At 60.6% G+C, this 24,455-nt stretch carries 27 protein-coding genes; 13 read left to right on the top strand and 14 right to left on the bottom strand.

Translation table 11 applies throughout. The features are described 5' to 3' along the window. Nucleotides 1-8: 8 nt before the first annotated feature. Entirely contained in the window at nucleotides 9-404 is a 396-nt protein-coding gene (gene msrB, locus VLA07_RS08785; protein ID WP_027613436.1) for a peptide-methionine (R)-S-oxide reductase MsrB, read from the bottom strand. Between the two features lie 223 nt (nucleotides 405-627). Between msrB and VLA07_RS08780 the strand changes: the two genes are divergently transcribed. Both VLA07_RS08780 and htpX read left to right on the top strand, forming a co-directional pair. Then, nucleotides 628-1,839, top strand: a complete 1,212-nt coding sequence (locus VLA07_RS08780; RefSeq protein ID WP_003226761.1) for a pyridoxal phosphate-dependent aminotransferase — start codon at nucleotides 628-630, stop codon at nucleotides 1,837-1,839. A 304-nt stretch (nucleotides 1,840-2,143) separates the two neighbouring features. Further along, on the top strand, nucleotides 2,144-3,031 hold the full coding sequence (htpX, locus tag VLA07_RS08775; protein ID WP_007964827.1) for a protease HtpX: 888 nt from the start codon (nucleotides 2,144-2,146) through the stop codon (nucleotides 3,029-3,031). A 200-nt stretch (nucleotides 3,032-3,231) separates the two neighbouring features. Here the strand turns inward: htpX and VLA07_RS08770 are convergent, their stop codons facing one another. Beyond that, on the bottom strand, nucleotides 3,232-3,888 hold the full coding sequence (locus VLA07_RS08770) for a thiopurine S-methyltransferase (RefSeq protein ID WP_333989040.1): 657 nt from the start codon (nucleotides 3,886-3,888) through the stop codon (nucleotides 3,232-3,234). Nucleotides 3,889-3,992: 104 nt separating this feature from the next. Here VLA07_RS08770 and VLA07_RS08765 point away from each other — a divergent pair, with 104 nt between their 5' ends. Continuing rightward, nucleotides 3,993-4,760, top strand: a complete 768-nt coding sequence (locus VLA07_RS08765) for a DODA-type extradiol aromatic ring-opening family dioxygenase (protein WP_330206484.1) — start codon at nucleotides 3,993-3,995, stop codon at nucleotides 4,758-4,760. A 117-nt stretch (nucleotides 4,761-4,877) separates the two neighbouring features. Here VLA07_RS08765 and VLA07_RS08760 read toward each other — a convergent pair whose 3' ends face one another. After that, nucleotides 4,878-6,551, bottom strand: a complete 1,674-nt coding sequence (locus tag VLA07_RS08760) for a DEAD/DEAH box helicase (protein WP_027613439.1) — start codon at nucleotides 6,549-6,551, stop codon at nucleotides 4,878-4,880. Nucleotides 6,552-6,972: 421 nt separating this feature from the next. Here VLA07_RS08760 and VLA07_RS08755 point away from each other — a divergent pair, with 421 nt between their 5' ends. Beyond that, on the top strand, nucleotides 6,973-7,764 hold the full coding sequence (locus VLA07_RS08755) for a crotonase/enoyl-CoA hydratase family protein (protein WP_333989039.1): 792 nt from the start codon (nucleotides 6,973-6,975) through the stop codon (nucleotides 7,762-7,764). A gap of 119 nt (nucleotides 7,765-7,883) precedes the next feature. Here VLA07_RS08755 and VLA07_RS08750 read toward each other — a convergent pair whose 3' ends face one another. Continuing rightward, on the bottom strand, nucleotides 7,884-8,639 hold the full coding sequence (locus tag VLA07_RS08750) for a spermidine synthase (RefSeq protein WP_027613441.1): 756 nt from the start codon (nucleotides 8,637-8,639) through the stop codon (nucleotides 7,884-7,886). A gap of 153 nt (nucleotides 8,640-8,792) precedes the next feature. Here VLA07_RS08750 and VLA07_RS08745 point away from each other — a divergent pair, with 153 nt between their 5' ends. Continuing rightward, a complete protein-coding gene (locus VLA07_RS08745; RefSeq protein WP_007964815.1) occupies nucleotides 8,793-10,139 on the top strand; it encodes a class II 3-deoxy-7-phosphoheptulonate synthase in 1,347 nt (448 codons plus the stop codon). 117 nt (nucleotides 10,140-10,256) lie between these two features. Here the strand turns inward: VLA07_RS08745 and VLA07_RS08740 are convergent, their stop codons facing one another. After that, nucleotides 10,257-11,483, bottom strand: a complete 1,227-nt coding sequence (locus VLA07_RS08740) for a winged helix-turn-helix domain-containing protein (RefSeq protein ID WP_096794960.1) — start codon at nucleotides 11,481-11,483, stop codon at nucleotides 10,257-10,259. Nucleotides 11,484-11,547: 64 nt separating this feature from the next. After that, nucleotides 11,548-11,769 carry a DUF1127 domain-containing protein gene (locus VLA07_RS08735; protein WP_007964812.1) on the bottom strand — a complete coding sequence of 74 codons (222 nt, stop codon included), beginning with the start codon at nucleotides 11,767-11,769 and terminating at the stop codon, nucleotides 11,548-11,550. Nucleotides 11,770-11,865: 96 nt separating this feature from the next. Here VLA07_RS08735 and VLA07_RS08730 point away from each other — a divergent pair, with 96 nt between their 5' ends. Next, the gene (locus VLA07_RS08730; protein WP_025113145.1) at nucleotides 11,866-12,720 is read left to right on the top strand and encodes a LysR substrate-binding domain-containing protein; all 855 of its coding nucleotides are present in this window, start codon (nucleotides 11,866-11,868) and stop codon (nucleotides 12,718-12,720) included. Here the strand turns inward: VLA07_RS08730 and VLA07_RS08725 are convergent. Beyond that, on the bottom strand, nucleotides 12,710-13,459 hold the full coding sequence (locus VLA07_RS08725) for a sulfite exporter TauE/SafE family protein (protein ID WP_247268214.1): 750 nt from the start codon (nucleotides 13,457-13,459) through the stop codon (nucleotides 12,710-12,712). The two genes, VLA07_RS08730 and VLA07_RS08725, sit on opposite strands and share 11 nt — an antisense overlap. 110 nt (nucleotides 13,460-13,569) lie before the next feature. Here VLA07_RS08725 and VLA07_RS08720 point away from each other — a divergent pair, with 110 nt between their 5' ends. The 3 genes from VLA07_RS08720 (at nucleotide 13,570) to VLA07_RS08710 (ending at nucleotide 15,803) form a co-directional block, all read left to right on the top strand. Continuing rightward, nucleotides 13,570-14,526: a LysR family transcriptional regulator gene (locus VLA07_RS08720; RefSeq protein WP_333989038.1), complete on the top strand. Its 957-nt coding sequence runs from the start codon at nucleotides 13,570-13,572 to the stop codon at nucleotides 14,524-14,526. A 73-nt stretch (nucleotides 14,527-14,599) separates the two neighbouring features. Next, on the top strand, nucleotides 14,600-15,055 hold the full coding sequence (locus VLA07_RS08715; RefSeq protein ID WP_103368328.1) for a MarR family winged helix-turn-helix transcriptional regulator: 456 nt from the start codon (nucleotides 14,600-14,602) through the stop codon (nucleotides 15,053-15,055). Between the two features lie 328 nt (nucleotides 15,056-15,383). Further along, nucleotides 15,384-15,803 carry an organic hydroperoxide resistance protein gene (locus VLA07_RS08710; RefSeq protein WP_333989037.1) on the top strand — a complete coding sequence of 140 codons (420 nt, stop codon included), beginning with the start codon at nucleotides 15,384-15,386 and terminating at the stop codon, nucleotides 15,801-15,803. Between the two features lie 190 nt (nucleotides 15,804-15,993). On the opposite strand, the gene VLA07_RS08705 is transcribed toward VLA07_RS08710, so the two are convergent. Both VLA07_RS08705 and earP read right to left on the bottom strand, forming a co-directional pair. After that, the gene (locus VLA07_RS08705) at nucleotides 15,994-16,563 is read right to left on the bottom strand and encodes an elongation factor P (RefSeq protein ID WP_003226785.1); all 570 of its coding nucleotides are present in this window, start codon (nucleotides 16,561-16,563) and stop codon (nucleotides 15,994-15,996) included. A gap of 48 nt (nucleotides 16,564-16,611) precedes the next feature. Beyond that, nucleotides 16,612-17,754 carry an elongation factor P maturation arginine rhamnosyltransferase EarP gene (gene earP / locus VLA07_RS08700; RefSeq protein ID WP_103368329.1) on the bottom strand — a complete coding sequence of 381 codons (1,143 nt, stop codon included), beginning with the start codon at nucleotides 17,752-17,754 and terminating at the stop codon, nucleotides 16,612-16,614. Between the two features lie 124 nt (nucleotides 17,755-17,878). Between earP and VLA07_RS08695 the strand changes: the two genes are divergently transcribed. Both VLA07_RS08695 and VLA07_RS08690 read left to right on the top strand, forming a co-directional pair. Continuing rightward, a complete protein-coding gene (locus VLA07_RS08695; protein ID WP_041069540.1) occupies nucleotides 17,879-18,289 on the top strand; it encodes a hypothetical protein in 411 nt (136 codons plus the stop codon). Between the two features lie 2 nt (nucleotides 18,290-18,291). Then, nucleotides 18,292-18,774 carry a GreA/GreB family elongation factor gene (locus VLA07_RS08690; protein ID WP_003226791.1) on the top strand — a complete coding sequence of 161 codons (483 nt, stop codon included), beginning with the start codon at nucleotides 18,292-18,294 and terminating at the stop codon, nucleotides 18,772-18,774. 9 nt (nucleotides 18,775-18,783) lie between these two features. Here the strand turns inward: VLA07_RS08690 and cysB are convergent, their stop codons facing one another. The 5 genes from cysB to VLA07_RS08665 form a co-directional block, all read right to left on the bottom strand. After that, nucleotides 18,784-19,758 carry an HTH-type transcriptional regulator CysB gene (gene cysB, locus VLA07_RS08685; RefSeq protein ID WP_007908591.1) on the bottom strand — a complete coding sequence of 325 codons (975 nt, stop codon included), beginning with the start codon at nucleotides 19,756-19,758 and terminating at the stop codon, nucleotides 18,784-18,786. A gap of 113 nt (nucleotides 19,759-19,871) precedes the next feature. Further along, entirely contained in the window at nucleotides 19,872-20,375 is a 504-nt protein-coding gene (locus VLA07_RS08680; RefSeq protein WP_027613453.1) for a universal stress protein, read from the bottom strand. 98 nt (nucleotides 20,376-20,473) lie between these two features. Beyond that, entirely contained in the window at nucleotides 20,474-21,379 is a 906-nt protein-coding gene (locus VLA07_RS08675) for a 5'-nucleotidase (protein WP_027613454.1), read from the bottom strand. A gap of 28 nt (nucleotides 21,380-21,407) precedes the next feature. Next, nucleotides 21,408-22,364: a putative 2-dehydropantoate 2-reductase gene (locus VLA07_RS08670; protein WP_333989036.1), complete on the bottom strand. Its 957-nt coding sequence runs from the start codon at nucleotides 22,362-22,364 to the stop codon at nucleotides 21,408-21,410. After that, nucleotides 22,365-22,751, bottom strand: coding sequence for a thioredoxin family protein (locus tag VLA07_RS08665; RefSeq protein ID WP_333989035.1), 387 nt, complete (start codon nucleotides 22,749-22,751; stop codon nucleotides 22,365-22,367). Here VLA07_RS08665 and VLA07_RS08660 point away from each other — a divergent pair. Further along, on the top strand, nucleotides 22,750-23,193 hold the full coding sequence (locus VLA07_RS08660; protein ID WP_003226800.1) for a PilZ domain-containing protein: 444 nt from the start codon (nucleotides 22,750-22,752) through the stop codon (nucleotides 23,191-23,193). The genes VLA07_RS08665 and VLA07_RS08660 overlap by 2 nt on opposite strands. Before the next feature lie 129 nt (nucleotides 23,194-23,322). After that, a complete protein-coding gene (locus VLA07_RS08655) occupies nucleotides 23,323-24,399 on the top strand; it encodes a 3-deoxy-7-phosphoheptulonate synthase (RefSeq protein WP_333989034.1) in 1,077 nt (358 codons plus the stop codon). Nucleotides 24,400-24,455 lie beyond the last annotated feature (56 nt).

The following is a 24,455-nucleotide window of genomic DNA, read 5'->3' as shown; positions in this document are numbered from 1 at the left end:
CTGTCCGCTTACTCGCGCGGCTCGAGATTCAGGCACACCGAGTTGATGCAATAACGCAAGCCAGTCGGTGGCGGGCCATCGGGGAACACGTGGCCCAGATGCGCGTCGCAGCGGGCGCATTTGACCTCGGTGCGGATCATGCCGTGGCTGGTATCGCGGATCTCGGTCATGGCGCTTTCGCCGATCGGCGCGTAGAAGCTCGGCCAGCCGCAGCCGGAATCGAATTTGGTCGTGGAGTCGAACAGCGGCTCATTGCAGCAGACGCAGTGATAGACACCGTCGGTTTTGGTGTCGTTGTATTTGCCGGAAAACGGCCGTTCGGTCGCACTGAGACGGCACACGTTGTACTGCTCGGGGTCGAGCATCGCCCGCCATTCTTCCAGGGTTTTTTCCAACTTTTCCATCATCACACCTCAGCGGCTGAAAAAGCCCGATCTGTACCTTTTCCACGGATCGGGTGGCACGTATGATTGCGCCTCGTCACACGCCAGTCTGGCAGCCAGACCGGGCGCATTCAAACGGATTCTCGGCGCCACGGCGCAAGACTCCGCCTGTGCGAAGACGCAGGAATCCCAGTACGGTTGGCCATCCGCCGTCTGGATCGTTCATTTTCGGGATCACATCGCCATGCAGTTCAGCAAATCGAACAAGCTCGCCAACGTCTGCTACGACATTCGCGGCCCGGTGCTCAAGCACGCCAAACGTCTGGAGGAGGAAGGCCAGCGCATCCTCAAGCTGAACATCGGCAACCCGGCACCGTTTGGTTTCGAAGCGCCGGACGAAATTCTCCAGGACGTGATCCGCAATCTGCCAACCGCCCAAGGCTACAGCGATTCCAAAGGCCTGTTCAGCGCCCGTAAAGCGGTGATGCAGTACTACCAGCAAAAGAATGTGGAAGGTGTCGGCATTGAAGACATCTACCTGGGCAACGGCGTGTCCGAGCTGATCGTGATGTCGTTGCAGGCGCTGCTCAACAATGGCGACGAAGTGCTGGTGCCGGCACCGGACTACCCGCTGTGGACCGCCGCCGTGAGCCTGGCCGGCGGTAACGCCGTGCACTACCTGTGCGACGAGGGTGCCGACTGGTTCCCTGATCTGGCCGACATCAAGGCCAAAATCACCCCGAACACCAAAGCCATGGTGATCATCAACCCGAACAACCCGACCGGTGCGGTGTACTCGAAGGAAGTACTGCTGGGCATGCTGGAAATCGCCCGCGCGCACAACCTGGTGGTGTTCTCCGACGAGATCTACGACAAGATCCTCTACGACGACGCCGTGCACATCTGCACCGCTTCGCTGGCGCCGGACCTGCTGTGCCTGACCTTCAACGGTCTGTCGAAATCCTACCGCGTGGCGGGTTTCCGCTCCGGCTGGATCGCTATCTCCGGGCCGAAACACAATGCCCAGAGCTACATCGAAGGCATCGACATGCTGGCCAATATGCGCCTGTGTGCCAACGTCCCGAGTCAGCATGCGATTCAGACCGCCCTCGGCGGTTATCAGAGCATCAATGACCTAGTGCTGCCGCAAGGTCGTCTGCTGGAGCAGCGCAACCGTACCTGGGAGCTGCTCAACGACATTCCGGGTGTCAGCTGCGTCAAGCCGATGGGTGCGCTGTATGCGTTCCCGCGGATCGACCCGAAAGTCTGCCCGATCCACAACGACGAAAAATTCGTCCTCGACCTGCTGCTCTCCGAGAAGCTGCTGGTGGTGCAAGGCACGGCCTTCAACTGGCCGTGGCCGGATCACTTCCGCGTGGTGACCCTGCCCCGCGTCGACGATCTCGAGATGGCCATCGGCCGCATCGGCAACTTCCTCAAGTCCTACCGCCAGTAACCGGACAACGGTGCGCAACGGCCCGAACGTTGCGCACTGTCTGATTCAGCAACACTTCTGCTCTCCCCGCCTCGCTGCGCCTTCTACACTTGCGATTCATAGGGCCCACCCGCCTCTGGCGCAGTGGCGGCGGGTAGCGGCTGGCTGTCATCCCTTTCGGTTTTGGCCGTGGGCAATGACCTGCAGACTCGGGAATCCGCTGTAGGACACAGTTTGAAATAGTCACTCGGTTGAATCACCCGGTGCCGCACCTTATATACCCCGCAGTACGCTACATCTTTAGCTTGAGGAGATTTCTACAACCATGATGCGCATCCTGCTGTTTTTGGCCACTAACCTGGCGGTCGTGCTGATAGCCAGCATCACCCTGAGCCTGTTCGGCTTCAACGGGTTCATGGCGGCCAACGGGGTTGATCTCAACCTCAGTCAGCTGCTGGTTTTCTGTGCGGTCTTTGGTTTCGCCGGTTCACTGTTCTCGCTGTTCATCTCCAAGTGGATGGCGAAGATGAGCACCAGCACCCAGATCATCAGCCAGCCACGTACCCGGCATGAGCAATGGCTGCTGCAAACCGTCGAGCAACTGTCCCGCGAAGCCGGGATCAAGATGCCCGAAGTCGGTATTTTCCCGGCCTACGAAGCAAACGCCTTCGCCACCGGCTGGAACAAGAACGACGCGCTGGTCGCGGTCAGTCAGGGCCTGCTCGAACGTTTTTCGCCAGATGAAGTGAAAGCCGTTCTGGCCCACGAAATCGGTCACGTGGCCAACGGTGACATGGTCACCCTGGCGCTGATCCAGGGCGTGGTGAACACCTTTGTGATGTTCTTCGCGCGGATCATCGGCAACTTCGTCGACAAGGTGATCTTCAAGAACGAAGAAGGCCAGGGCATCGCCTACTACGTGGCGACGATCTTCGCCGAACTGGTACTGGGCATTCTCGCCAGCGCCATCGTCATGTGGTTCTCGCGCAAACGCGAATTCCGTGCCGACGAAGCCGGCGCACGTCTGGCCGGTACCAATGCGATGATCGGTGCCCTGCAACGCCTGCGCGCCGAACAGGGCCTGCCGGTGCATATGCCGGACACCCTGAACGCCTTCGGCATCAACGGCGGCATCAAACAGGGCTTTGCCCGCATGTTCATGAGCCACCCGCCGCTGGAAGAGCGTATCGACGCGCTGCGTCGTCGCGGTTGATCGGTTTGGCGCAGTAACGAAAAGGCCCGCAGCGATGCGGGCCTTTTTTTGTGCGCGGGATTATGGGTTGCCTGTTCTGGCCTCTTCGGGAGCAAGCCCCCTCCCACAGGGTTCTGTGGTGTTCTCTGGATTTCTGATTCAACACGGATCACTGTGGGAGCGGGCTTGCTCGCGAAGAGGCCGTTAATGCCGATACAAAACTATTGGTCAGAAACCCGATAAGCCCGCTCCTCCAACCGCGTCACGCCCGCCTGCAGGAACCTGACACTCTCCGCCAGCACATCCTGCTCCTCAAGCACCTGCACCTGCCAGACTTCGCCCAGCAACCGCTGCACCTCATCATCCCCCACCGCAAACGGTGGCCCGGACATCTGCGCCTGATCGTAATCTAGGGTGATCAACAACCCTTGCACACTTTGCGGCAGGATCTGCTGCAAATGCGCCGCATAGCGCTCACGCATCGGAGCCGGCAAGGCAATCAGCGCTGCCCGGTCGTACAACGCCGCGCAATCCGCTACATCGTCGGCTGTCAGCGCAAAGAAATCACCGCACCACAACTCGATGGAATCGGCGCGATAGACTTTGAACGGCCCCTTGGCACTGACCTGCGGCGTTACCTGATGCTCACTGAAAAAATCCTCGACGGCCTTCAGCGACAGCTCGACTCCGAGCACCTGATGCCCGCGCCCGGCCAGCCACAGCAGATCCAGGCTTTTCCCGCACAGCGGCACCAGCACCCGGGTCTGGGCCGGGATCGCCAGTTGCGGCCAGTGCCGCTGCAAATACGGGTTCACCTCAGGCAGGTGAAAGCCGATCTGATTGGATTCCCACTTCTTGTGCCAAAACTCAGGCTGCATGCATCACCCCAAAAAATTCGATCAAAAGGCGTTAAAACTTATATTAGATTTAGATCAATGATCTGACTGAAGATGAGGCCATCTTACCGCTCAGGAACCTTTCCATGTTTCCCAGCCTGTTTATCTCCCACGGCTCACCGATGCTGGCGCTGGAGCCCGGTGCCAGTGGCCCGGCGCTGGCGCGTCTGGCGGCCGAATTGCCGCGGCCGAAAGCCATCGTGATCGTCTCTGCCCACTGGGAAAGCCAGGAACTGCTGGTCAGCAGCAATCCTCGTCCGGAAACCTGGCATGACTTCGGCGGCTTCCCGCGTGCCCTTTTCGAAGTGCAGTACCCGGCACCGGGCAATCCGCAACTGGCAGCCGAAGTGGCTGAATTGCTTGACGCCGCGCATCTGCCGGCACGCCTCGATCCGCAACGACCGTTCGATCACGGCGTCTGGGTGCCGCTGTCGCTGATGTACCCGCAGGCGGATATTCCGGTGGTGCAGGTGTCGCTGCCGAGTCGCGGCGGCCCGGTATTGCAAACCCGTGTCGGACAAGCGCTGGCGAGTCTGCGCGAGCAGGGCATTCTGCTGATCGGCTCCGGCAGCATCACCCACAACCTGCGCGAACTGGACTGGCACGCCGGCCCGGAAAGCGTCGAGCCGTGGGCACGGGACTTCCGTGACTGGATGATCGACAAGCTGGCGACCGACGATGAGGCGGCACTGCACGATTATCGTCAGCAGGCGCCCAATGCGGTGCGCAGCCATCCGAGTGAGGAGCATTTGCTGCCGCTGTATTTTGCCCGTGGTGCGGGAGGTGAGTTCCGCGTAGCGCATAAAGGCTTCACGATGGGTGCACTGGGTATGGATATCTATCGTTTCGGCTGACGTCATCGCTGGCAAGCCAGCTCCCACAGGGTTGTGGGGCGAGGTAAAAAGCAGGCAAAAAAAATCCCCGAACCGGTCGGGGATTTTTCATGTTCGATCAATCAGCCCAAGGGCGGATCAATCTTCGCGGTAGCGACGCAGTTTCAGCTGCTTGCCAGCGACGCGAGTGTCCTTCAGCTTGGTCAGGAGTTTGTCCAGACCATCTTCCGGCAGCTCGACGAGGCTGAAGCTGTCACGCACCTGGATGCGACCGATCGCTTCGCGGGCCAGACCACCTTCGTTGAGGATGGCGCCCAGCAGGTTTTTGGCGGCGATACCGTCACGCGCACCCAGCGCGGTACGGCAACGGGCACGACCTTCGCCCAGAGGCATTGGCGCGCGACGCTCGCGGTCACCACGCTCAGGACGATCACCGGAACGCTCAGGACGGTCGCCACGCGGTGCATTGTTCGGCACCAGTGGGCGTTCCTTCTCGATCGCCGCCAGGTTCAGCGCTTGACCGTTGGTCGCCTTGCGCAGCAGAGCTGCAGCCAGGGCACGCGGGGTGCAACCGATGTCAGCGGTCAGGCGATCCAGCAGTTCGCCGTGAGTCGACTCAGCATCAGCGACCAGCGGCGACAAGCTGTTGGTCAGTTTCTTGATGCGTGCATCGAGAACGGCCTGAGCGTCCGGCAGACGCACTTCGGCAACCTTCTGACCGGTGACACGCTCGATCACTTGCAGCATGCGGCGCTCACGTGGAGTCACCAGCAGCAGTGCGCGACCTTCGCGACCGGCACGGCCGGTACGGCCGATACGGTGCACGTAGGATTCCGGGTCGTACGGCATGTCCACGTTGAATACGTGGGTGATGCGCGGAACGTCCAGACCACGGGCAGCCACGTCGGTCGCGACAACGATGTCCAGGCGGCCATCTTTCAGCGAGTCGATGACGCGTTCACGCTGGTTCTGGGCGATGTCACCGTTCAGCGCAGCGGCCTTGTAGCCTTTGGCGTCGAGGGCACTGGCCAGATCCAGGGTCGCTTGCTTGGTGCGCACGAACATGATCAGCGCGTCGAAGTCTTCCACTTCCAGCAAGCTGAGAACGGCGGAGGTCTTCTGGTCAGCGTGAACCAACAGGTGAGCCTGTTCGATCGCGGTAACGGTCTGGGTCTTGCTCTGGATCTTCACGTGCTTCGGATCGCGCAGGTGGCGCTCGGCGATGGCACGGATCGACTGCGGCAGGGTTGCCGAGAACAATACGGTCTGACGGGTTTCCGGCATGGCCTTGAAGATCACTTCCAGGTCGTCCATGAAACCGAGTTTGAGCATTTCGTCTGCTTCGTCCAGAACCAGGTGGTTCACGGTAGCGAGGACTTTTTCGTCGCGACGCAGGTGGTCGCACAGACGGCCCGGAGTGGCGACAACGATCTGCGCGCCATTACGGATTGCTTTCAATTGTGGGCCCATCGGCGCGCCGCCGTAGACAGCCACAACAGTTACGCCCGGCATTTGCTTGGCGTAAGTTTCGAAAGCGGTTGCAACTTGTAGCGCCAACTCACGAGTTGGGGCCAGGATCAGAGCTTGCGGCTCGCGCTTGGACGGATCAATGCGGTGCAGGATAGGCAGGGCAAAGGCAGCGGTTTTACCGGTACCGGTTTGCGCCTGACCAATCATATCGTGACCGGCGAGGATGATCGGGATCGACTGCTGCTGAATGGCCGAAGGCTCTTCATAGCCGGTAGCGACTACTGCAGCGACAATATTGGGATGAAGTTCAAGAGCGGCGAAGCCGCCGATTTCCTGGGTCATGGGTCTGCCTCTAAGTGCATCCGCAAAGACCCATGCTCCAAAGCTGCACATGCCGTGTTGAGACTCAAGAGTCGCCCTGGCAGCTTTGTCGGCGGGGATTTGCGAAAACGTATGAATGAAAAAGAATCGTCAAGGAAGAGCCCGCAGTGCGGACATGCAGCCGAAGCTGACTTCGGGGAATTGCGCTACCTAAACGCGGCCCGGTTAAAGGCCGGCGCGCACTATACCGGAATTTGCCCAAAAAGGGAGCTTTTTTTATCGCCTGAATCGGTGTGTCACCGCTGTGTAACGGGGTTTTGCGGATAATCGTGCAAAGGTCTATTTTGCAAAGGCCCGGCCCTGCGGGTGATGACGCTTAAACGATTCATCGATGTGCGGCATACCGTCGCTGCACCCGCCCTTCCCGCCCGAGGATTTCTCCATGAATCAGCCCTGCCCCGGCCGCGTCAGCCGTGAACGTCGAGGTCATATCCACTTGATCGGCCTCGACCGGGCCGCCAAACGCAACGCCTTCGACCTCGATCTGCTCAATGACTTGAGCCTGGCCTACGGCGAGTTCGAGGCCGACAGCGAGGCGCGGGTGGCGGTGGTGTTCGGGCATGGCGAACACTTTACCGCCGGTCTGGATCTGCTCAACGCCAGCGCCGCCCTCGCCGAAGGCTGGCAGGTTCCGACCGGTGGTTGCGACCCATGGGGTGTTTTCGTTGGTCCACGGGTCAGCAAACCGGTCATTGTCGCCGCGCAGGGCTACTGCCTGACCATCGGTATCGAGTTGATGCTGGCCGCGGATATCAACCTGTGCGCGAGCAATACCCGCTTCGCGCAAATGGAAGTGCAGCGGGGGATTTTTCCGTTTGGGGGCGCGACATTGCGCTTTCACCAAGTGGCCGGTTGGGGCAACGCGATGCGCTGGTTGCTGACCGGCGATGAGTTTGATGCCCACGATGCGTTGCATCTGGGTTTGGTGCAGGAAGTGATGGCCAGTGAGGATCTGTTGCCGCGGGCGATCGAACTGGCCGAACGGATTGCCCGGCAGGCACCGTTGGGGGTGCAGGCAACGCTGATGTCGGCGCGCCAGGCGCGGTATGAAGGCGAGACGGCGGCGGCGCAGGGGTTGCCGGCACTGGTGAAAAAGTTGATGGGGAGTGAGGATGCCAAGGAGGGGGTGAGGTCGCTGGTGGAGCGGCGCCCGGGCATCTTCAAAGGGATCTGAAATATTCGCGGGTTATCAGGCCCTCTTCGCGAGCAGGCTCGCTCCCACAGAAAATTGTGTGAGTGCCACAGGACCCATGTGGGAGCGAGCCTGCTCGCGAAGGGGCCATCACTGGCAACTCATGTCGCCGGGCGAATCGCCTTGATCAACGACTGCAGCGAATAACCCAGCCGTGGCGCCAGCACTTCGGCGCGGGCGGTCAGCGCCTGCATGTCCAGCTCCTGATCGAGATCCGCCGGCACAATCAGAATCACATTGCCCTCCTTCACCGGCAGCTCCCAGTAATGCCGGTGATAGAGTCCGCGCAGCAACGCCGCGCCCAACGGTTTGCCATCATCGGTGGCCCACTGGTTGATCACCAGCCAGCCGCCCGGGTTCAGACGCTTCTGACAGTCGCCGAGAAAACTCCAGGCCAGGTGCCCGACACCCGGGCCGACATCGGTGTACAGATCGACAAAGATCAGATCCGCAGGCTCGGCCGTCGGCAGCAACTCCAGCGCATCGCCGACTCGAATGTACAAGCGCGGATCGTCATCCAGCCCCAGGTATTCGATCGCCAGGCGCGGCACGTCCGGACGCAGTTCGATGGCTTCGACATCTTCCAGCGGCAGGAACTTGAGGCAGGCCTGGGTCAGCGTGCCGGCACCGAGGCCGAGAAACAGTGCGCTCTCCGGTTGCTCATGGCACAACGCGCCAATCAGCATCGCCCGGGTGTAGTCATATTCCAGCCAGCTCGGATCGGCGGTGAACACGCAGCTCTGCTCGATGGCATCGCCAAATTCCAGAAAGCGGTAATCGGCCACTTCCAGCACGCGAATCACGCCGAACTCATCCTGTACCTCGGCGAGCAACAGCTCGACGCGCTCCTCAGTCATTTCGTCTCCTGATGGTCACCGGGCGCGGTGACGCGATGGCACCGCTGCGGCGCCGTGGCAAAGCGACGATTGTCGGTGATGGGGCGGGAGCAGGTCACGCACTAATTACTGCTACCATGGGCTTCCCGTGCGTAGAACCAATTAGAGACCGTGATGAGCCAACCGTGGAGCCCTGACAGCTGGCGCGCCCTGCCGATCCAGCAACAACCCCAATACCCTGACGCGGCGCATCTGCGCCAGGTCGAGCAGACCCTGGCCAGTTATCCGCCGCTGGTGTTTGCCGGCGAAGCACGCGAGCTGCGCCGTCAATTTGCCGAAGTGACTCAGGGCCGGGCGTTCCTGCTGCAGGGCGGCGATTGCGCGGAAAGCTTTGCCGAGTTCTCGGCGGCGAAGATTCGCGACACGTTCAAAGTATTGCTGCAAATGGCGATCGTCATGACCTTCGCCGCCGGTTGCCCGGTGGTCAAGGTCGGGCGCATGGCCGGCCAGTTCGCCAAGCCGCGCTCGGCCAACGATGAAACTATCGACGGCGTGACCCTGCCGGCCTACCGTGGCGACATCGTCAACGGTATCGGCTTCGACGAAAAGAGCCGCGTGCCGGATCCGGAGCGCCTGCTGCAGTCGTACCACCAGTCCACCGCCACCCTGAACCTGTTGCGCGCCTTCGCCCAGGGCGGTTTTGCCGATTTGCATCAAGTGCACAAGTGGAACCTGGACTTCATCGCCAACTCGGCACTGGCCGAGAAGTACAGCCACCTCGCCGACCGCATCGATGAAACCCTGGCGTTCATGCGCGCCTGTGGCATGGACAGCTCGCCGCAACTGCGCGAAACCAGTTTCTTCACTGCCCACGAAGCGCTGCTGCTGAACTACGAAGAAGCCTTCGTGCGTCGCGACAGCCTGACCAACGATTACTACGATTGCTCGGCGCACATGCTGTGGATCGGCGACCGCACCCGTCAGCTCGACGGCGCTCACGTCGAATTCCTGCGCGGGGTGAACAACCCGATCGGGGTGAAAGTCGGCCCGAGCATGAACCCGGATGATCTGATTCGCCTGATCGACGTGCTCAACCCGGACAACGATCCGGGGCGCCTGAACCTGATTGCGCGGATGGGCGCGAACAAGGTCGGCGATCACCTGCCGGCGCTGATCCGCGCGGTGCAGCGTGAGGGCAAACAGGTGCTGTGGAGCTCCGACCCGATGCATGGCAACACCATCAAGGCCAGCAGCGGCTACAAGACCCGCGACTTCGCGCAGATCCTGGGTGAGGTGAAGCAATTCTTCCAGGTGCATGAAGCCGAAGGCACTTATGCCGGCGGGATTCATATCGAGATGACCGGGCAGAATGTCACCGAGTGCATCGGTGGTGCGCGGCCGATCACTGAAGACGGGTTGTCGGATCGTTATCACACCCACTGTGACCCGCGGATGAATGCCGATCAGTCGCTGGAACTGGCGTTTTTGATCGCGGAAACCCTGAAACAAGTCCGCCGCTGAATCAGTCAGATTTTTAGCGTCGGGCAGGCCGCCTTCGCGAGCAAGCCCGCTCCCACACTGGATCTGTGTCGTACACAAAACCCATGTGGGAGCGAGCCTGTTCGCGAAGAGGCCAGCTCAGTCACTACAGACTTCAGCCAATGCCACCCGCAACCGCCCCGCACTCTCGCGCTGACAATTAAGCTGCACTCGCGCAAGCCCCAGCCAATCGGCCATCTGCCGCAAATTCAACGCCAGCGCCAGCATCCCCTCTTCGTCCAGCCCCGGCTCTTCCTCGTGCACTGCATGCACCGCCAATCGTCCCGACGCCCGCTCGGCGCGCAGATCGACCCGCGCGGCAATCCGCTCATTGTGCAGAAACGGCAACACGTAATAGCCGTAGACCCGCTTGTCCTGCGGCGTATAAATCTCCAGCCGATAGCGAAAATCGAACAGCCGCTCGGTACGACTGCGCTCCCAGATCAGCGAGTCGAACGGTGACAACAGCGCACTGGCGACAACTTTGCGCGGGACTTTCGGCTGCGGCAGGCAGTAGGCGATCTGTCGCCAGCCAGCGACTTCGCAGGTCTGCAATTGCCCGTCCTCGACCAGCTCCGCCAGACGCGGGCGCGCATCGCCAGGGTTCAAGCGGAAATAATCGCGCAGATCCTTTTCCGTGCCGACGCCCAGTGCCTGGGCCGCGTGCAGCAGCAAACCACGTTGTGCTTCGGCTTCATCCGGCAACGGCTGCTGCAGAATCGACGTCGGGATTACCCGCTCCGGCAAATCATACAAACGCTCAAAACCGCGGCGGCCGGCGACGGTCACTTCACCGGCGGCGAACAACCATTCCAGCGCATGCTTTTCCGCGCTCCAGTCCCACCATTGCCCGGCCTTGTCCTCGCGGGTCGACAGACTGCCGGCGCCCAATGCACCGCGCGCCTCAACCGCGCTTAAAACCCGGCGCACGACGTCCTGCTGCTCAAGACCAAACTTCGCCAGTTGCTGATAGATGTCTCTGCCAGTTCTGGCCCGCTGCATCCGCCACCCCATCAACGGATACATCGCCAGCGGCAGCAACGACGCTTCGTGGCCCCAGTATTCGAACAGCGTGCGCCGACGGCCCGAACTCCAGGCAGCCTGGTCGAGCAGATCGGAAGAATAGGAACCCAGACGGGAAAACAGCGGCAGATAGTGCGAGCGCACCACGGCGTTGACGGAGTCGATCTGCAACAGCCCCAGCCGTTCGATCAGCCGGTTGAGTTGCGGCGCCTTGACGGTCGGCGGCTGGCGCCCGTTGAACCCTTGGGCAGCCAGCGCCAGACGTCGCGCCTGTTTGAGGGAAAAGGCCAGAGTCGCGGGCATGAACATCTCCTTGTCTGCTCGCAACCTACCTCACCTGAAAGTGGTTTGTGTAGTAAGGCCCTGATCATTTATGCATCGGATCGTCCCAGAACGGCCGGATGGCCTCGTGTTCGACGTCGGCACGGCTGACCCCGATGTCCTTCAGCGCTTCGTCGCTCAGGCTGGCAAGCAACTCACGCTCACGGTGCAGTTCGTACCAGCGGCTAAACTTGTGCAGCAGGTCGGAAACGATATGGCCGTGGCCGGAAAATTTTGTGTCGTCTACATACTCTCGTTGACCTTTCATCGTGTTGCCCTCCATGTGGATGGCTCAAGTCTCGCGCTGGCGCTAAGATCAATCCAACGAATGTTTCTGATGGCATTCATCACGGAGATTCATCAATTGTCGGCCTACCCCAGTATCGATACCGATGTCCTGCGCACCTTCGTCGCGATTGCCGATCAAGGCGGGTTTACCCGCGCCGGCGAAATGGTCAACCGCACGCAATCGGCGGTGAGCATGCAGATGAAGCGCCTCGAAGAAGATGTGCTGCAACGCCAGCTATTCGAGCGCGACGGCCGCCAGGTACGTCTGACCGCCGAAGGCCAGGTGCTGTTGGGTTATGCGCGACGCATCCTGAAATTGCACAGCGAAGTGTTCAACACGCTGCGCGAGCCGCACATGGTCGGCACCGTGCGCATCGGTACGCCGGACGATTACGTGATGCGGTTTCTGCCGGGGATCCTCTCGAGGTTCGCTCAGTTCTACCCGCTGATCCAGATTGAAGTGCACTGCGAATCCAGCAAACAGCTGTTGCAGCGCACCGATCTGGACTTGTCGATTGTCACCCGGGAGCCGGGCAACGAGATCGGTCAGTTGCTGCGCAAGGAGCGTTTCGTCTGGGCCGAGGCGCAGAATTTCAGCGCCCATGAGCAGACGCCGTTGCCGCTGGCGATGTTCAACAGTGATTGCTTCTGCCGTTTGTGGGCGTGCAATGCGCTGGACGCGATGGGCCGCGACTACCGCATCGCCTACAACAGCACCAGCCTGTCGGCGCTGATGGCGGTGGTGAGCGCAGGTCTGGCGATCACCGCGCAACTGGAAAGCCTGATCACCCCGGACATGCGCATTCTCGGCGCCGCCGAGGATCTGCCGCTGTTGCCTGAGGCCAGTATCATGTTGATCCGCAACCTGAACAATCCGTCGCCGATCACCGAATGCCTGGCCGAGCACATCGTCGAAGGCTTCAAACTTTAAACGCGAGCATCACCGCGCACAGCACCAGAAAACCGCAGAACAGCCCGCGCAGGAGCCTTTCCGGCATGGCGTGGGCGACTTTCACCCCCCAACTGATGCTGGCCAGACCGCCGATGGCCAGCGGCAAGCCGATCATCCAGTCCACTTCGTGATGCACCGCGTACGTCACCAAGGTCACGCCGGTGCTCGGCAATGCCAACGCCAGCGACAGGCCCTGGGCAACCACTTGGCTGGTGCCGAACAGACTGGTCAGCACTGGCGTCGCCACCACGGCCCCGCCGACACCGAACAAACCGCCCATGGTCCCGGACGCTGCGCCCAAAACACCGAGCCATGGCCATGAGTAACGCATTTCGGAGGTCACGGCGGTTTTCTTGCCGAACATCTTCAGCAGGTTGTATGCCGAGAGCACCACAAGGAACACGACAAAACCGATACGCATGGTTTGCGCATCGATGCCCACGGCCCAGATCGAACCGATCCACGCAAAGCAAAAACCCATGACCGCCAACGGCAGCGCATGACGCAGCTCGATGCGATTGCGCTGATGATAGCGCCACAGCGCCAGCATCACGTTCGGCACCACCATCACCAGCGCCGTGCCTTGGGCGATCTGCTGATCGAGGCCAAACCACACGCCCAGCAGCGGGATGGCGATCAAACCACCGCCGATGCCGAAGATCCCGCCCAGTGTCCCCAGGGCGGCGCCAAACAGCAGGTACAACAAAAACTCGATCACAACGATTTCCTCATCCGTCAGGCGATTCATCCTACGCAGTAGAGGCTGGCGGGGAAACGCACAGCAACGCACAATGGCTATGCCAATTTCGCACAAGCACCGAAACACTCATGAATCCCAATCAGTTGACCGAACAGCTCGGGCTGTTTCTCGATGTGCTGGAGAGTGGCAGTTTTTCTGCGGCTTCCCGTCGTCATCCGCTGACGCCTTCCGCCGTCGCGCGGCGCATCGACAGCCTGGAAAGCGCGGTCGGCAGCCAATTGTTCATCCGCAGCACCCACGCTGTGCGGGCAACCCCGGCGGGTCTGGCGTTTGCCGAGCGGGCGCGACGCATCGTCAGCGAGCTGCAACTGGCCCGCGCCGAAGCGGTGTCGTTGAGCAGTGCGCCGGAAGGCTTGATCCGCATCGATGCCCCGGCCGCTTTTGGTCGCCGCCATCTCGCGCCGGTCATCGCTGACTTTCTGGTGCTGTACCCGGGCCTGGACGTGCAGTTGCACCTGATCGACAGCTTCATCGACATGCACGGCTCGAATCTGGGCAAAGTCGATCTGGTGCTGCGCGCCGGGCAAATGGCCGATACGCGGCTGGTCGCCACGCCGCTGGCGAGCATGGTGCGCATTGCCTGCGCCAGCCCCGACTACCTCAAACGCCGTGGCGCACCGCGCCATCCCGCGCAGTTGAGTGAACATGACGGGCTGGATTGGGAAGGTCTCGCCCCGCCCTTCGCCTGGCGCTTCGAACTGGACGGGCAAATGCAACTGCATCGCCCCGCGCGCATCCGCATGAGCGCCAACAATGCCGAAGCGCTGGTGTGCGGTGCTCTGGCCGGGCTGGGCATCGCGCATTTGCCGACCTGGCTGGCCAGCGAATACCTGCTGCGCAGCGAACTGCTGCCGCTGTTCTGCGAGAACGGCCTGCCGCAACCAGAGAGCACCGGCATCTATGCACTGCGCATGGAACAGCAGACCCATTCGCGCAGCCGTCTGCTTCTGGAATACCTCAAGACCCGCTTCAGCCCGGTGCCACCGTGGGATCTGGCGCTGCAACGCGAGCTGGGCCGACACTAGATCCTGGATAATTATCTGGCGCATTAAACATTCGGGCGCTAGATTCAAGCCTATCACCGAACAAGGCTTTGCCATGACCACCGAACGCGACACCTGCGACGACCTGCTGCTCGACAATCAGGCGTGCTTCGCCCTGCATTCCACTTCACTGATGATGACCAAGGTCTACAAGCCGCTGCTGCAAGCGCTGGGCCTGACCTATCCGCAGTATCTGGCGATGATGGTTCTGTGGGAAAAGGATGGTTTGACCGTGGGCGAAATCAGTACGCGGTTGCTTACCGATCCAGGCTCGCTGACACCGTTGCTCAAACGGCTGGAAGGTGAAGGCTTGCTCAGCCGCACGCGCAGTCGTGAAGATGAGCGTGTGGTGATTGTCGAGTTGACCGAGCAAGGTCGAGCACTGCGCGACAAGGCGCAAACCATTCCACAATGCATCCTCGGCGCCAGTGGTTTCACCCTCGAACGCCTGCAGAAGCTTCAATCTGAGTTGCAAGCCCTGCGCAACCATCTGCAAAACAGTTTGGCCTGAGCCCGCCACTGTTCCACTGTAGGAGTGAGCCCGCTCGCGATAGCGGTGAACGCGCCGCCATCGTGTTGACTGCTGCACCGCTATCGCGAGCAGGCTCACTCCTACAGGTAATTTCGTTGTCTGAAAAATATTTTTCCACGCCTGACCTTCCCGCCATCCTCTCTAAACCGCGCCTTCCAGGCTAACCAAACGAACCAGTCCTTCGTCGAAGCGTATATTTTTCAGAAAATTATCTTGCGCACTAAACATTAGCGAGCTACATTCCTCTCGCACTTACTTAGCGCGCAAACAATTAGCGCAAAAACAGACACCCAACGAGGCCCACACCATGCAAACTCTCTACACTGCAATCGCAACCTCCACTGGCGGCCGTGATGGTCGTGCGATCTCCAGCGACAACATCCTCGACGTCAAACTCGCTACCCCGAAAGAACTCGGCGGTGCCGGCGGCGCAGCGACCAACCCTGAGCAACTGTTCGCTGCCGGTTACTCCGCCTGCTTCATCGGCGCGCTGAAATTCGTCGCCAGCCAGACCAAACGCAAGATCCCGGACGACGCCTCGATCACCGCTCATGTCGGTATCGGCCAGATCCCTGGCGGCTTCGGTCTGGACATTGACCTGCACATCAGCCTGCCGGGTCTGGAACAAGCCGACGCGCAGACACTGGTCGACGCGGCGCACCAGGTCTGCCCGTACTCCAACGCCACCCGTGGCAACGTTGACGTACGCCTGCACACCACCGTTTGAGAACAACACCAATCCACTGTGGGAGCGGGCTTGCTCGCGAATGCTTTGTGTCATTCAACACACAGGTTGTCTGACCGGGCCTATTCGCGAGCAAGCTCGCTCCCACAGGGTTCGGTGGTAGACGTGGAATCGCAGGCACAAAAAAGCCCGACTCAATGGTCGGGCTTTTTCTTTCCGTAAAAAGCAGTGCTTATTTGGCACGGCCTTTGTAGGAACCGCCTTCGCGGGTATCGATCTCGATCATGTCGCCGATTTCGATGAAGTCAGCAACCGACAGCTCGGTACCGTTCTTCAGTTTGGCAGGCTTCATCACCTTGCCGGAAGTGTCACCGCGAGCGGAACCTTCGGTGTAGTCAACCTGACGCACGATGGTGGTCGGCAGTTCTACGGAAACCAGACGCTCTTCGAAGAACACGGCTTCACAAACGTCGGTCATGCCTTCTTCAACGAAAGGCAGAACGCTTTCGATGTCTTCGGCGTTCAGTTCGTACATGGTGTAGTCAGTGGTGTCCATGAACGTGTAGGTGTCGCCGCTGATGAAGGACAGGGTCGCTTCTTTGCGGTCGAGGATCACGTCGTCCAGCTTGTCGTCCGCACCGTAAACGGTTTCGGTCTTGTAACCGGTCAGCAGGTTCTTCAGCTTGGTCTTCATGATCGCGCTGTTACGGCCCGACTTGGTGAATTCAGCTTTCTGAACCAGCCAAGGATCGTTGTCGATACGGATCACGGTACCGGGTTTGAGTTCTTTACCAGTTTTCATTGCGAATATCCGAATTTGGATGGGATTTACAAAAATCTAGGCCGCGTATCATATCCAATTTAGGTAAAACTGTACCAGCGCCGTGGCAAGATCCGCCTGCAAGCCTTGTTCCAGACACCATTGCTCGGCGTTTTCCTGCAGTTCTGGCCAGTGTTTACGGACCTGGAGCCAGTGCTCGCCGATCGGTTTCCCGGCACTCCAGGCCCGCCACAGACCGCTCATCGCCTCAGCAGCGGCCGGGGAAAGCCCTTTGGTGTAGAGCGCGAGAAAGGCATCGAGCTTGTCGAGGTGAATGTCTTCGTCCTGCTGATAGATGTGCCAGAGCATCGGTCGCCCGGCCCACTGTGCACGGACGAACGAGTCTTCACCGCGCACCGCGTTGAAGTCGCAGCACCACAGCAACTGATCGTATTGATCCTGACGGACGAACGGCAGCACCTGCACCGTCAGCGCCTGACGCACATCCAGATCGCCGACAGCCAATGCATCGACCCCGAGCCAGCGCGCAACGTCACCGAGAATCCGCCCTTCCGGCACCAGCAGATGGGTCGGCGTGCTATCGGCCGCCAACGCATCCAGCCAACTGGCCAGCCCGGCATTTTCGTAGGCAAACAACGAGATCAGCTGTGCGTCAGCTGCGCGATCTACGCCCAGGCCGTGCAGGAATTGTCGCTGCGCAGCCGCGTCCTGCTGAAATCGCCGACGCCGCTCAAGCAGACCGTTTTCACGCAGCAAGCCGCCCGTCCCCGGTTGAAATCCGGGAAAGAAAAAGAATTTCTGCACCGACTTGTACTTCACTGACGGCAACCCGTGGCAGCCGGTGACCCAGTCTTCGGCGCTGAGGTAATCGAGGTTCATCCACAGCGGTGGCTGTTGCCGCTCGGCCATGGCGTCCATGTACGCCGATGGCAGCTGACAGGCAAATGCGGCGATCACCACGTCCGCCGCCTCCGTCTGCGGCCAGTCGCTCGGCCAATGCCGCACCTCGACGCCCTGCTGCGATTGCTGCGCCAGGTGGATGTCGATCTCGGGGCAGATACGTTCAAAGGCGCGCAGGTCATCGACCCACAGGCGCACCGCCAGCCCATGCTCGGCTACCAGTTGCCTGGCCAGACGCCAGGTCACGCCGATGTCGCCATAGTTGTCGACCACGGTGCAAAAAATATCCCAGCGGGTTTTCGGTATCGGCATGCAAGACTCCCGTTGGCAAAAGCGCTGATTGTCCGCATAAATGACCTCGCACAGAAGAGCCGACGGCGATTAATCTTCGTGCGACAATCGCCACTTGCCCGCAATCATCCGCCAGGAGGCAGCCATGCCCTATCGCCCCAACCCGCGTCGTCCCTTGCCCGTTCAGCTTAGCGCGCTGCAACTGACCGGCAGCATCGCCCTGGGCATGTGGCTGGGCTTTCTGGCCATCGCCCTGACCTGCTGGCTGATTTCGCGTTTTGTGTTGACCGAGCAACTGGCACCGGTTGCTCAGGCGGTGCAGCAACTGGCCAAGCCGCCAGCGGCCGTTCAGGTACAACCGGACATTCCGCCACAGAGTCCGCTGTTCGAACAGTACGAAGAAAACCTGCGCAAGAACGAGCAGCAGGCGCGCCTGGATCAGGCTCGCGGCAGCAGTCGCAACCAGTCAAATCCGAAATGCCAGTTCTGGCTGCAACAGGACCAGACCGCGCCGAGCGAAAAGAGCCGCGCCAACGTTTTGCAATTCTGCGATTGATCATGAACAAACACACCGTCCACCAACTGATCCTCGACAAACTGCGCGTCGACCTCGACATCGCCGAACGCGCCGCGCAGACTGCTTACGAAACCGCGACCCACGAAGAGAACATCGCCGAGAACAAGTACGACACCCTCGGACTTGAGGCTTCCTATCTGGCGGCAGGTCAGGCGAAACGGGTTGAGGAAATCCGTCAGTCACTGGCGCTCTGCCAGAACCTGACGCTGCGTGCCTATGACGAAAATCGCGGCATCGAGATCGGCGCCCTGCTCGGTCTGGAGGACGAAAAGGGTCGCGAGCAATGGCTGTTTCTGGCCCCGGATGCGGCAGGCCTGAAAGTCGATGTGGTGGGTCAGCCGATTACCGTCATCACCCCGCGCTCGCCGCTGGGCAAAAGCCTGCTGGGCAAGTTCGAGGGCGATGAAGTGGAGATTCTGGTAGCGGGCACCCGGCAACAGTTTGCTGTCACCGAGGTGCTTTGAGGCAGGGTCTTAGTGGACCGGCAGTTCGACGCCGTCGAACAGCTCTTCCAGTTCCTGCTTGTTGTGGCACTGGATGGCTTTGGCCATCACTTCGCGGGTCAGGTGCGGGGCGAACTTCTCGATGAAGTCGCACATGAAACCTCGCAGGAAAGTACCGCGACGGAAACCGATCTTGGTGATGCTCGACTCGAACAGCTCGCTGGCATCCAGCACCACCAGGTCGTTATCGAGCTTGGTGTCGACCGCCATTTTGGCAACGATGCCCACACCCAGGCCCAGACGCACGTAGGTTTTGATCACGTCGGCGTCGGCCGCGGTGAACACCACTTTCGGCGTCAGGCCACGATGACTGAAGGCTTCGTCGAGTTTCGAACGGCCGGTGAAACCGAACACGTAAGTCACGATCGGGTATTCGGCCAGCGCTTCGAGGGTCAGCTTCGGCAGCTTGGTCAGCGGGTGGCCCTGGGGCACGACCACGCAGCGGTTCCAGCGATAGCACGGCATCATCACCAGATCACCGAACAGCTCCAGCGCTTCGGTGGCGATGGCGAAATCGACGGTGCCGTCAGCGGCCATCTCGGCGATCTGCATTGGCGAACCCTGGTGCATGTGCAGCGCCACGTCCGGGTATTGTTTGATGAAATTGCTGATCACCGGCGGCAATGCATAACGCGCCTGGGTGTGGGTGGTAGCGATCGACAGGGTGCCTTTTTTCTCGTTGGAGAATTCCTGGGCAATCTGCTTGATGCTTTCGACCTTGCGCAGGATTTCGCCTGCGGTGGTGATGATGCGCTCGCCGGCCGGGGTGACGCGGGTCAAGTGCTTGCCACTGCGGGCAAACACTTCAACGCCAAGTTCGTCTTCCAGCAGGCGGATCTGTTTACTGATACCCGGTTGCGAGGTGTAAAGGCTTTGGGCGGTAGCGGAAACGTTGAGGTCGTGGTGCGCCACTTCCCAGATGTAGCGCAATTGTTGAAGCTTCATATGTATCCCTCAAAGCAGGTAGACGCCACGGGCATCAGCGACGGTATATAACTATATTAATGGTTTGATGAATAAATCTAGAACTTTTTTATCAAAAGGCCATTATTCCCGCTTCAGCGATCCCCCCGGCGCCGGCGCTCCACCAATGGCACCAGATAAACCGGCACCTTGGCCAATTGCAGGACCCGGGTCGCCGTGCGCCCCAAAGGCGTTTCCGCCCCTACGCCGTGGCTGTGAGTGCCTACGATCAGCAAATCCACAGAGAGTTTCTGCACCTGGTCGAGAATCACCTGCGCCGGATCGCCCTGCACTACCCGAACCGCGCAAATCCGCTGCAGATCCTGCTCGCCCTCGTCGCCCAGCTCTTCGCGAAAACTGTCCAGCACCCGTTGCTCGATATTGGCGATGACAGTTTTCAGACCCTGACTGTGAAATTCGTTCAATGCCTGTTCGTCGAGATAACTCTGCAACACCGACTCGGCAAACAGCCCCATGGGTTCCACTGCATGCACCACATACAAGTCGGCATTGAATGTCCGCGCCAGCGCCAGGGCATGCTGCATCACTAAAGGTGCGTACAGACCGAGGTCAGTGGCATACAGCATCGAACGAATCATATGACCTCCTCGCGTGCCAACATGGCGGAGATTTGATTCAGCTTAGCAGTGCCTTGGCGAGTACGACGTGCGACGCAACGTCTTGAAGCACTGGGGCTTTAGATCGACGGTTCGTTACTGATGCCATGCGGTACGTGTCCGGTGGCGACCACTTCGCGGGCCGCCTCGCAGTGGCCGGTCTGATCGTCGAAGAACACATCGGCAGCGAAGGCTTCGAGAAACGCCGATTTGGTCAGCCCGCCGAGAAACAGCGACTCGTCGAGGCGGATGTCCCACTCGCGCAAGGTGCGGATCACCCGCTCATGGGCCGGTGCCGAACGCGCGGTAACCAGCGCCGTGCGAATCGGGCAGTCGTCTTCGGGGAACTCGCGTTGCAGCGCATTGAGTGCCGCCAGAAAGCCCTTGAAAGGCCCACCGCGCAATGGCTCGCGCGCCGACTCGCGTTCCTTGGCCTGAAACGCCAGCAGCCCGCCGGCCTGATAAACGCGCTCGGATTCGTCGGAGAACAACACCGCGTCGCCGTCGAAGGCGATGCGCAACTCATCACTGGCCGCGCGACTGGCGCCGCCAGAGAGAATCGTCGCCGCGGCAAACCCGGCGTCCAGCGCGGCGCGCACATCCTCGGCGTGGGTGGACAGAAACAAGTCACAGCCAAACGCTTTGAGATAGGGATACGGACTGCGCCCGCCGACGAAGGCCGCCCGCGAGATGTCCAGCCCATAATGATCGATCGAGTTGAACGCGCGCAGGCCGGTGTCGGCACTGTTGCGCGAAACCAGAATCACCTCGACCCGGGCGCGGTCGAGGCGACTGTTGAGGCTCAGGAGTTTTTCCACCAGCGGGAACGCATCGCCGGGCGCGAGAATTTCGTCTTCGTGTTCAATCTGGTATTGCCGATAGGCTTCGACGCCGCTCGCCAGATAGACCTTATGACTCTCGCTCAGGTCGAACAAGGCGCGAGACGAAATCGCCAGCACCAGTTTGTCATCGATGTTCTTGGCCATGCCTTCCCCCACTCCCCCGAAAACCGACTCAAGTGTTGCGTCGGTCGATAAAACTCAATGTGCGATACAGCGCTTCGATCCGTGGCAACTCACAGCCTGCCGCTTTGGCCGCAGCCAGTGGCCGGGCATAAATCGCCTCCAGTTCCAGCGGCCGTTTATGCAGGAAATCGTGGTACATGCTCGGCCAATAGTCGGGCATTTTCTCGGTCATCATGAACAGGTACTCGGCGTAACCGGGCGGAACGTCGTAACCGCAGGCCCTGGCGCCCTGCACCACTTCGGCCATCAACGCCTGGATCAGCGCGCGACTGTCCCCGTCGGCCATCAGCGGCGTGGTGCCGGCGCCGAGCAACACCGAAAGACCGTTGTAGGGAATATTCCACACCAGTTTCTGCCAGCGCGCCTGTTGCAGATTGGGCATCGCCTGCGAATCGATGCCAGCGGCGCGGAACAGACCGGCACCCTCCTCGACCAGCGCCATGCGCGCCGCTTCATCCGCCGCCGGGCCACTGTGATAGCCGACATTCACCGCACCCAAGGCCTGGTGGGTGATGTGCCCGGGACCTTCGCGATGCACGCAGATCAGGCACAGACCACCGAGCAGATGCAGGGAATCGGGCAGCAACTCGCGCAAGCTGTCTTCGACGTCCAGACCGTTCTGCAGCACCAGCACTTTCGCGCCGGGCCTGGCCGCAGCGATGATCGCCGGGGCCAGACCCGCGCTGCTGGTGGTCTTGGCGCCGACCAGCAACCAGTCGCAAGCCGGCATGTCCTCGGCCTTCGCATACGCCTGCACCGGGTTCAGCGTCAGCGTGCCATGCACGGCACTGTCCACCTGCAAACCACGTTCGGCCACTGCGGCGAATTCACTGCGCAGTAAAAAGTGCACATCGAAACCGGCGCGCGCCAGCATCAGACCGTAAAACCCGCCAATGGCCCCGGTGCCGATAATCCCGATCACCGGTTTGCTGTCTGCTCCCACCATCTATGGCAACTCCTCTGCAATTCGACCCAGCGCCTGCGCCACTGCCGCGTTCAGCGCAACGGCGGTCAGACGCGTGTGCAATGCCCCAAAGAACTCGCCGTCGCGCACCACAAACAGCGCCGGCAAATGAAAGACCTGATAGCGCTCCACCAACCCGCCGTTATTGCCGGCATCGATCCAGCACAGGCGATCCACCTCCAGCTCGAACCCGGGCAACACCTCTCTGGCATAGCGGCAGCTGGAACAGCCGACGCTGGTGAAAATCACCAGCGAAACGCCGCTCATCGCCAGCAGCCGCTGGTCGGCGTCGAAATCGGTCAGCTCGGATTCGACCACTATACTGGGTGAAACAATGTCAAATGGCCGACACAGGGAGTCTGTGCTCATGGGACGTTTCATTCCTCATCCGGACGAAGTGCCGGTTGAATTAACCTTGCTCAAGCCCGAGTGTATTTCCAGGCAACAGCTGCACACTATCAGCCTCGGCGGGATCGCTTGCAATTATCACCGCGCCTGGCGCCACGGCACGGCGCTGCAGGTGCGCATGCCGACACTCAACGCCGAGATCTGTTATCCGGGCTATGTCGCGTGGTGTCTGCGGCGCAAAAAGGGCTATCTGGTGGGGATCGCGTTCACCGATGAGCAGACGCTGTTCAGTGCCCGGATGGGCGAACAGGTGTGCCAGATCGAGCGTTATTGCCGCATGAACGAGGCCCACGACGATCTGCAGGATATTCAGGCGCTGGCCCTGCAATGGGTCGAACAACACGCCGACGAGTTCTCCCACGACAGCGTGCGCAAGGCTTTTGCCCAGCCAGTGCTGGATTAAAGCGGCGTTTGCCCATTGTCGAGCCGCGTCTGACGCGCTAAGGTTCGGCTCCCCGACGCGCTTAAATCTGCTGTGCTCCGCCGCGCGGGGATCGCTGGCGGCCGGCACCCGTGACCTGACGAGTAAACGATGGCTGATTTACCGATCAACGACCTAAACGTCGCCTCTAACGAGACCCTGATCACTCCCGATCAGCTCAAGCGTGATATCCCTCTGAGCGATGCTGCGCTGCGCACCGTCACCAAGGGCCGCGAAGTCATTCGCAACATTCTTGATGGCACCGACCACCGTCTGTTCGTAGTGATCGGCCCGTGCTCGATCCACGATATCAAGGCTGCCCACGAATACGCCGATCGCCTCAAGGTGCTGGCGGAGGAAGTCTCCGACACCCTGTATCTGGTCATGCGCGTGTATTTCGAGAAGCCACGAACCACCGTTGGCTGGAAAGGCCTGATCAACGATCCGTACCTGGATGACTCGTTCAAGATTCAAGACGGTCTGCATATCGGTCGCCAGTTGCTGCTGGACCTGGCCGAGAAAGGCCTGCCGACTGCCACCGAAGCCCTCGACCCGATCTCCCCGCAGTATCTGCAGGACCTGATCAGCTGGTCGGCCATCGGCGCACGCACTACCGAATCCCAGACCCACCGTGAAATGGCTTCCGGCCTGTCCTCGGCTGTCGGCTTCAAGAACGGCACTGACGGCGGCCTGACCGTGGCGATCAACGCCCTGCAGTCGGTGTCCAGCCCGCACCGTTTCCTGGGGATCAACCAGGAAGGTGGCGTGTCGATCGTCACCACCAAGGGCAACGCCTACGGTCACGTGGTGCTGCGTGGCGGCAACGGCAAGCCGAACTACGATTCGGTCAGCGTCGCCCTGTGCGAGCAGGCGCTGAACAAGGCGAAGATCAAACCGAACATCATGGTTGATTGCAGCCACGCCAACTCCAACAAGGACCCGGCCCTGCAACCGCTGGTGATGGAGAACGTCGCCAACCAGATCCTCGAAGGCAACCAGTCGATCATCGGCCTGATGGTCGAGAGTCATCTGAACTGGGGCTGCCAGGCCATCCCGAAAGACCTCGCCGACCTGCAATACGGCGTGTCGATCACCGATGCCTGCATCGACTGGTCCGCCACCGAGAACACCCTGCGCGGCATGCACGCCAAGCTCAAGGATGTTCTGCCGAAACGTCAGCGCAACTGATCAGCGTTTCACGGGCATAAAAAAACGCCGGGCATTGCCCGGCGTTTTCGTGTGTG

Origin of the sequence: Pseudomonas sp. S3(2024), from assembly GCF_036861315.1 — a bacterium.
In the GTDB taxonomy this organism is placed as follows: domain Bacteria; phylum Pseudomonadota; class Gammaproteobacteria; order Pseudomonadales; family Pseudomonadaceae; genus Aquipseudomonas; species Aquipseudomonas putida_A.
This window is presented reverse-complemented; position numbering and strand designations above follow the sequence as displayed.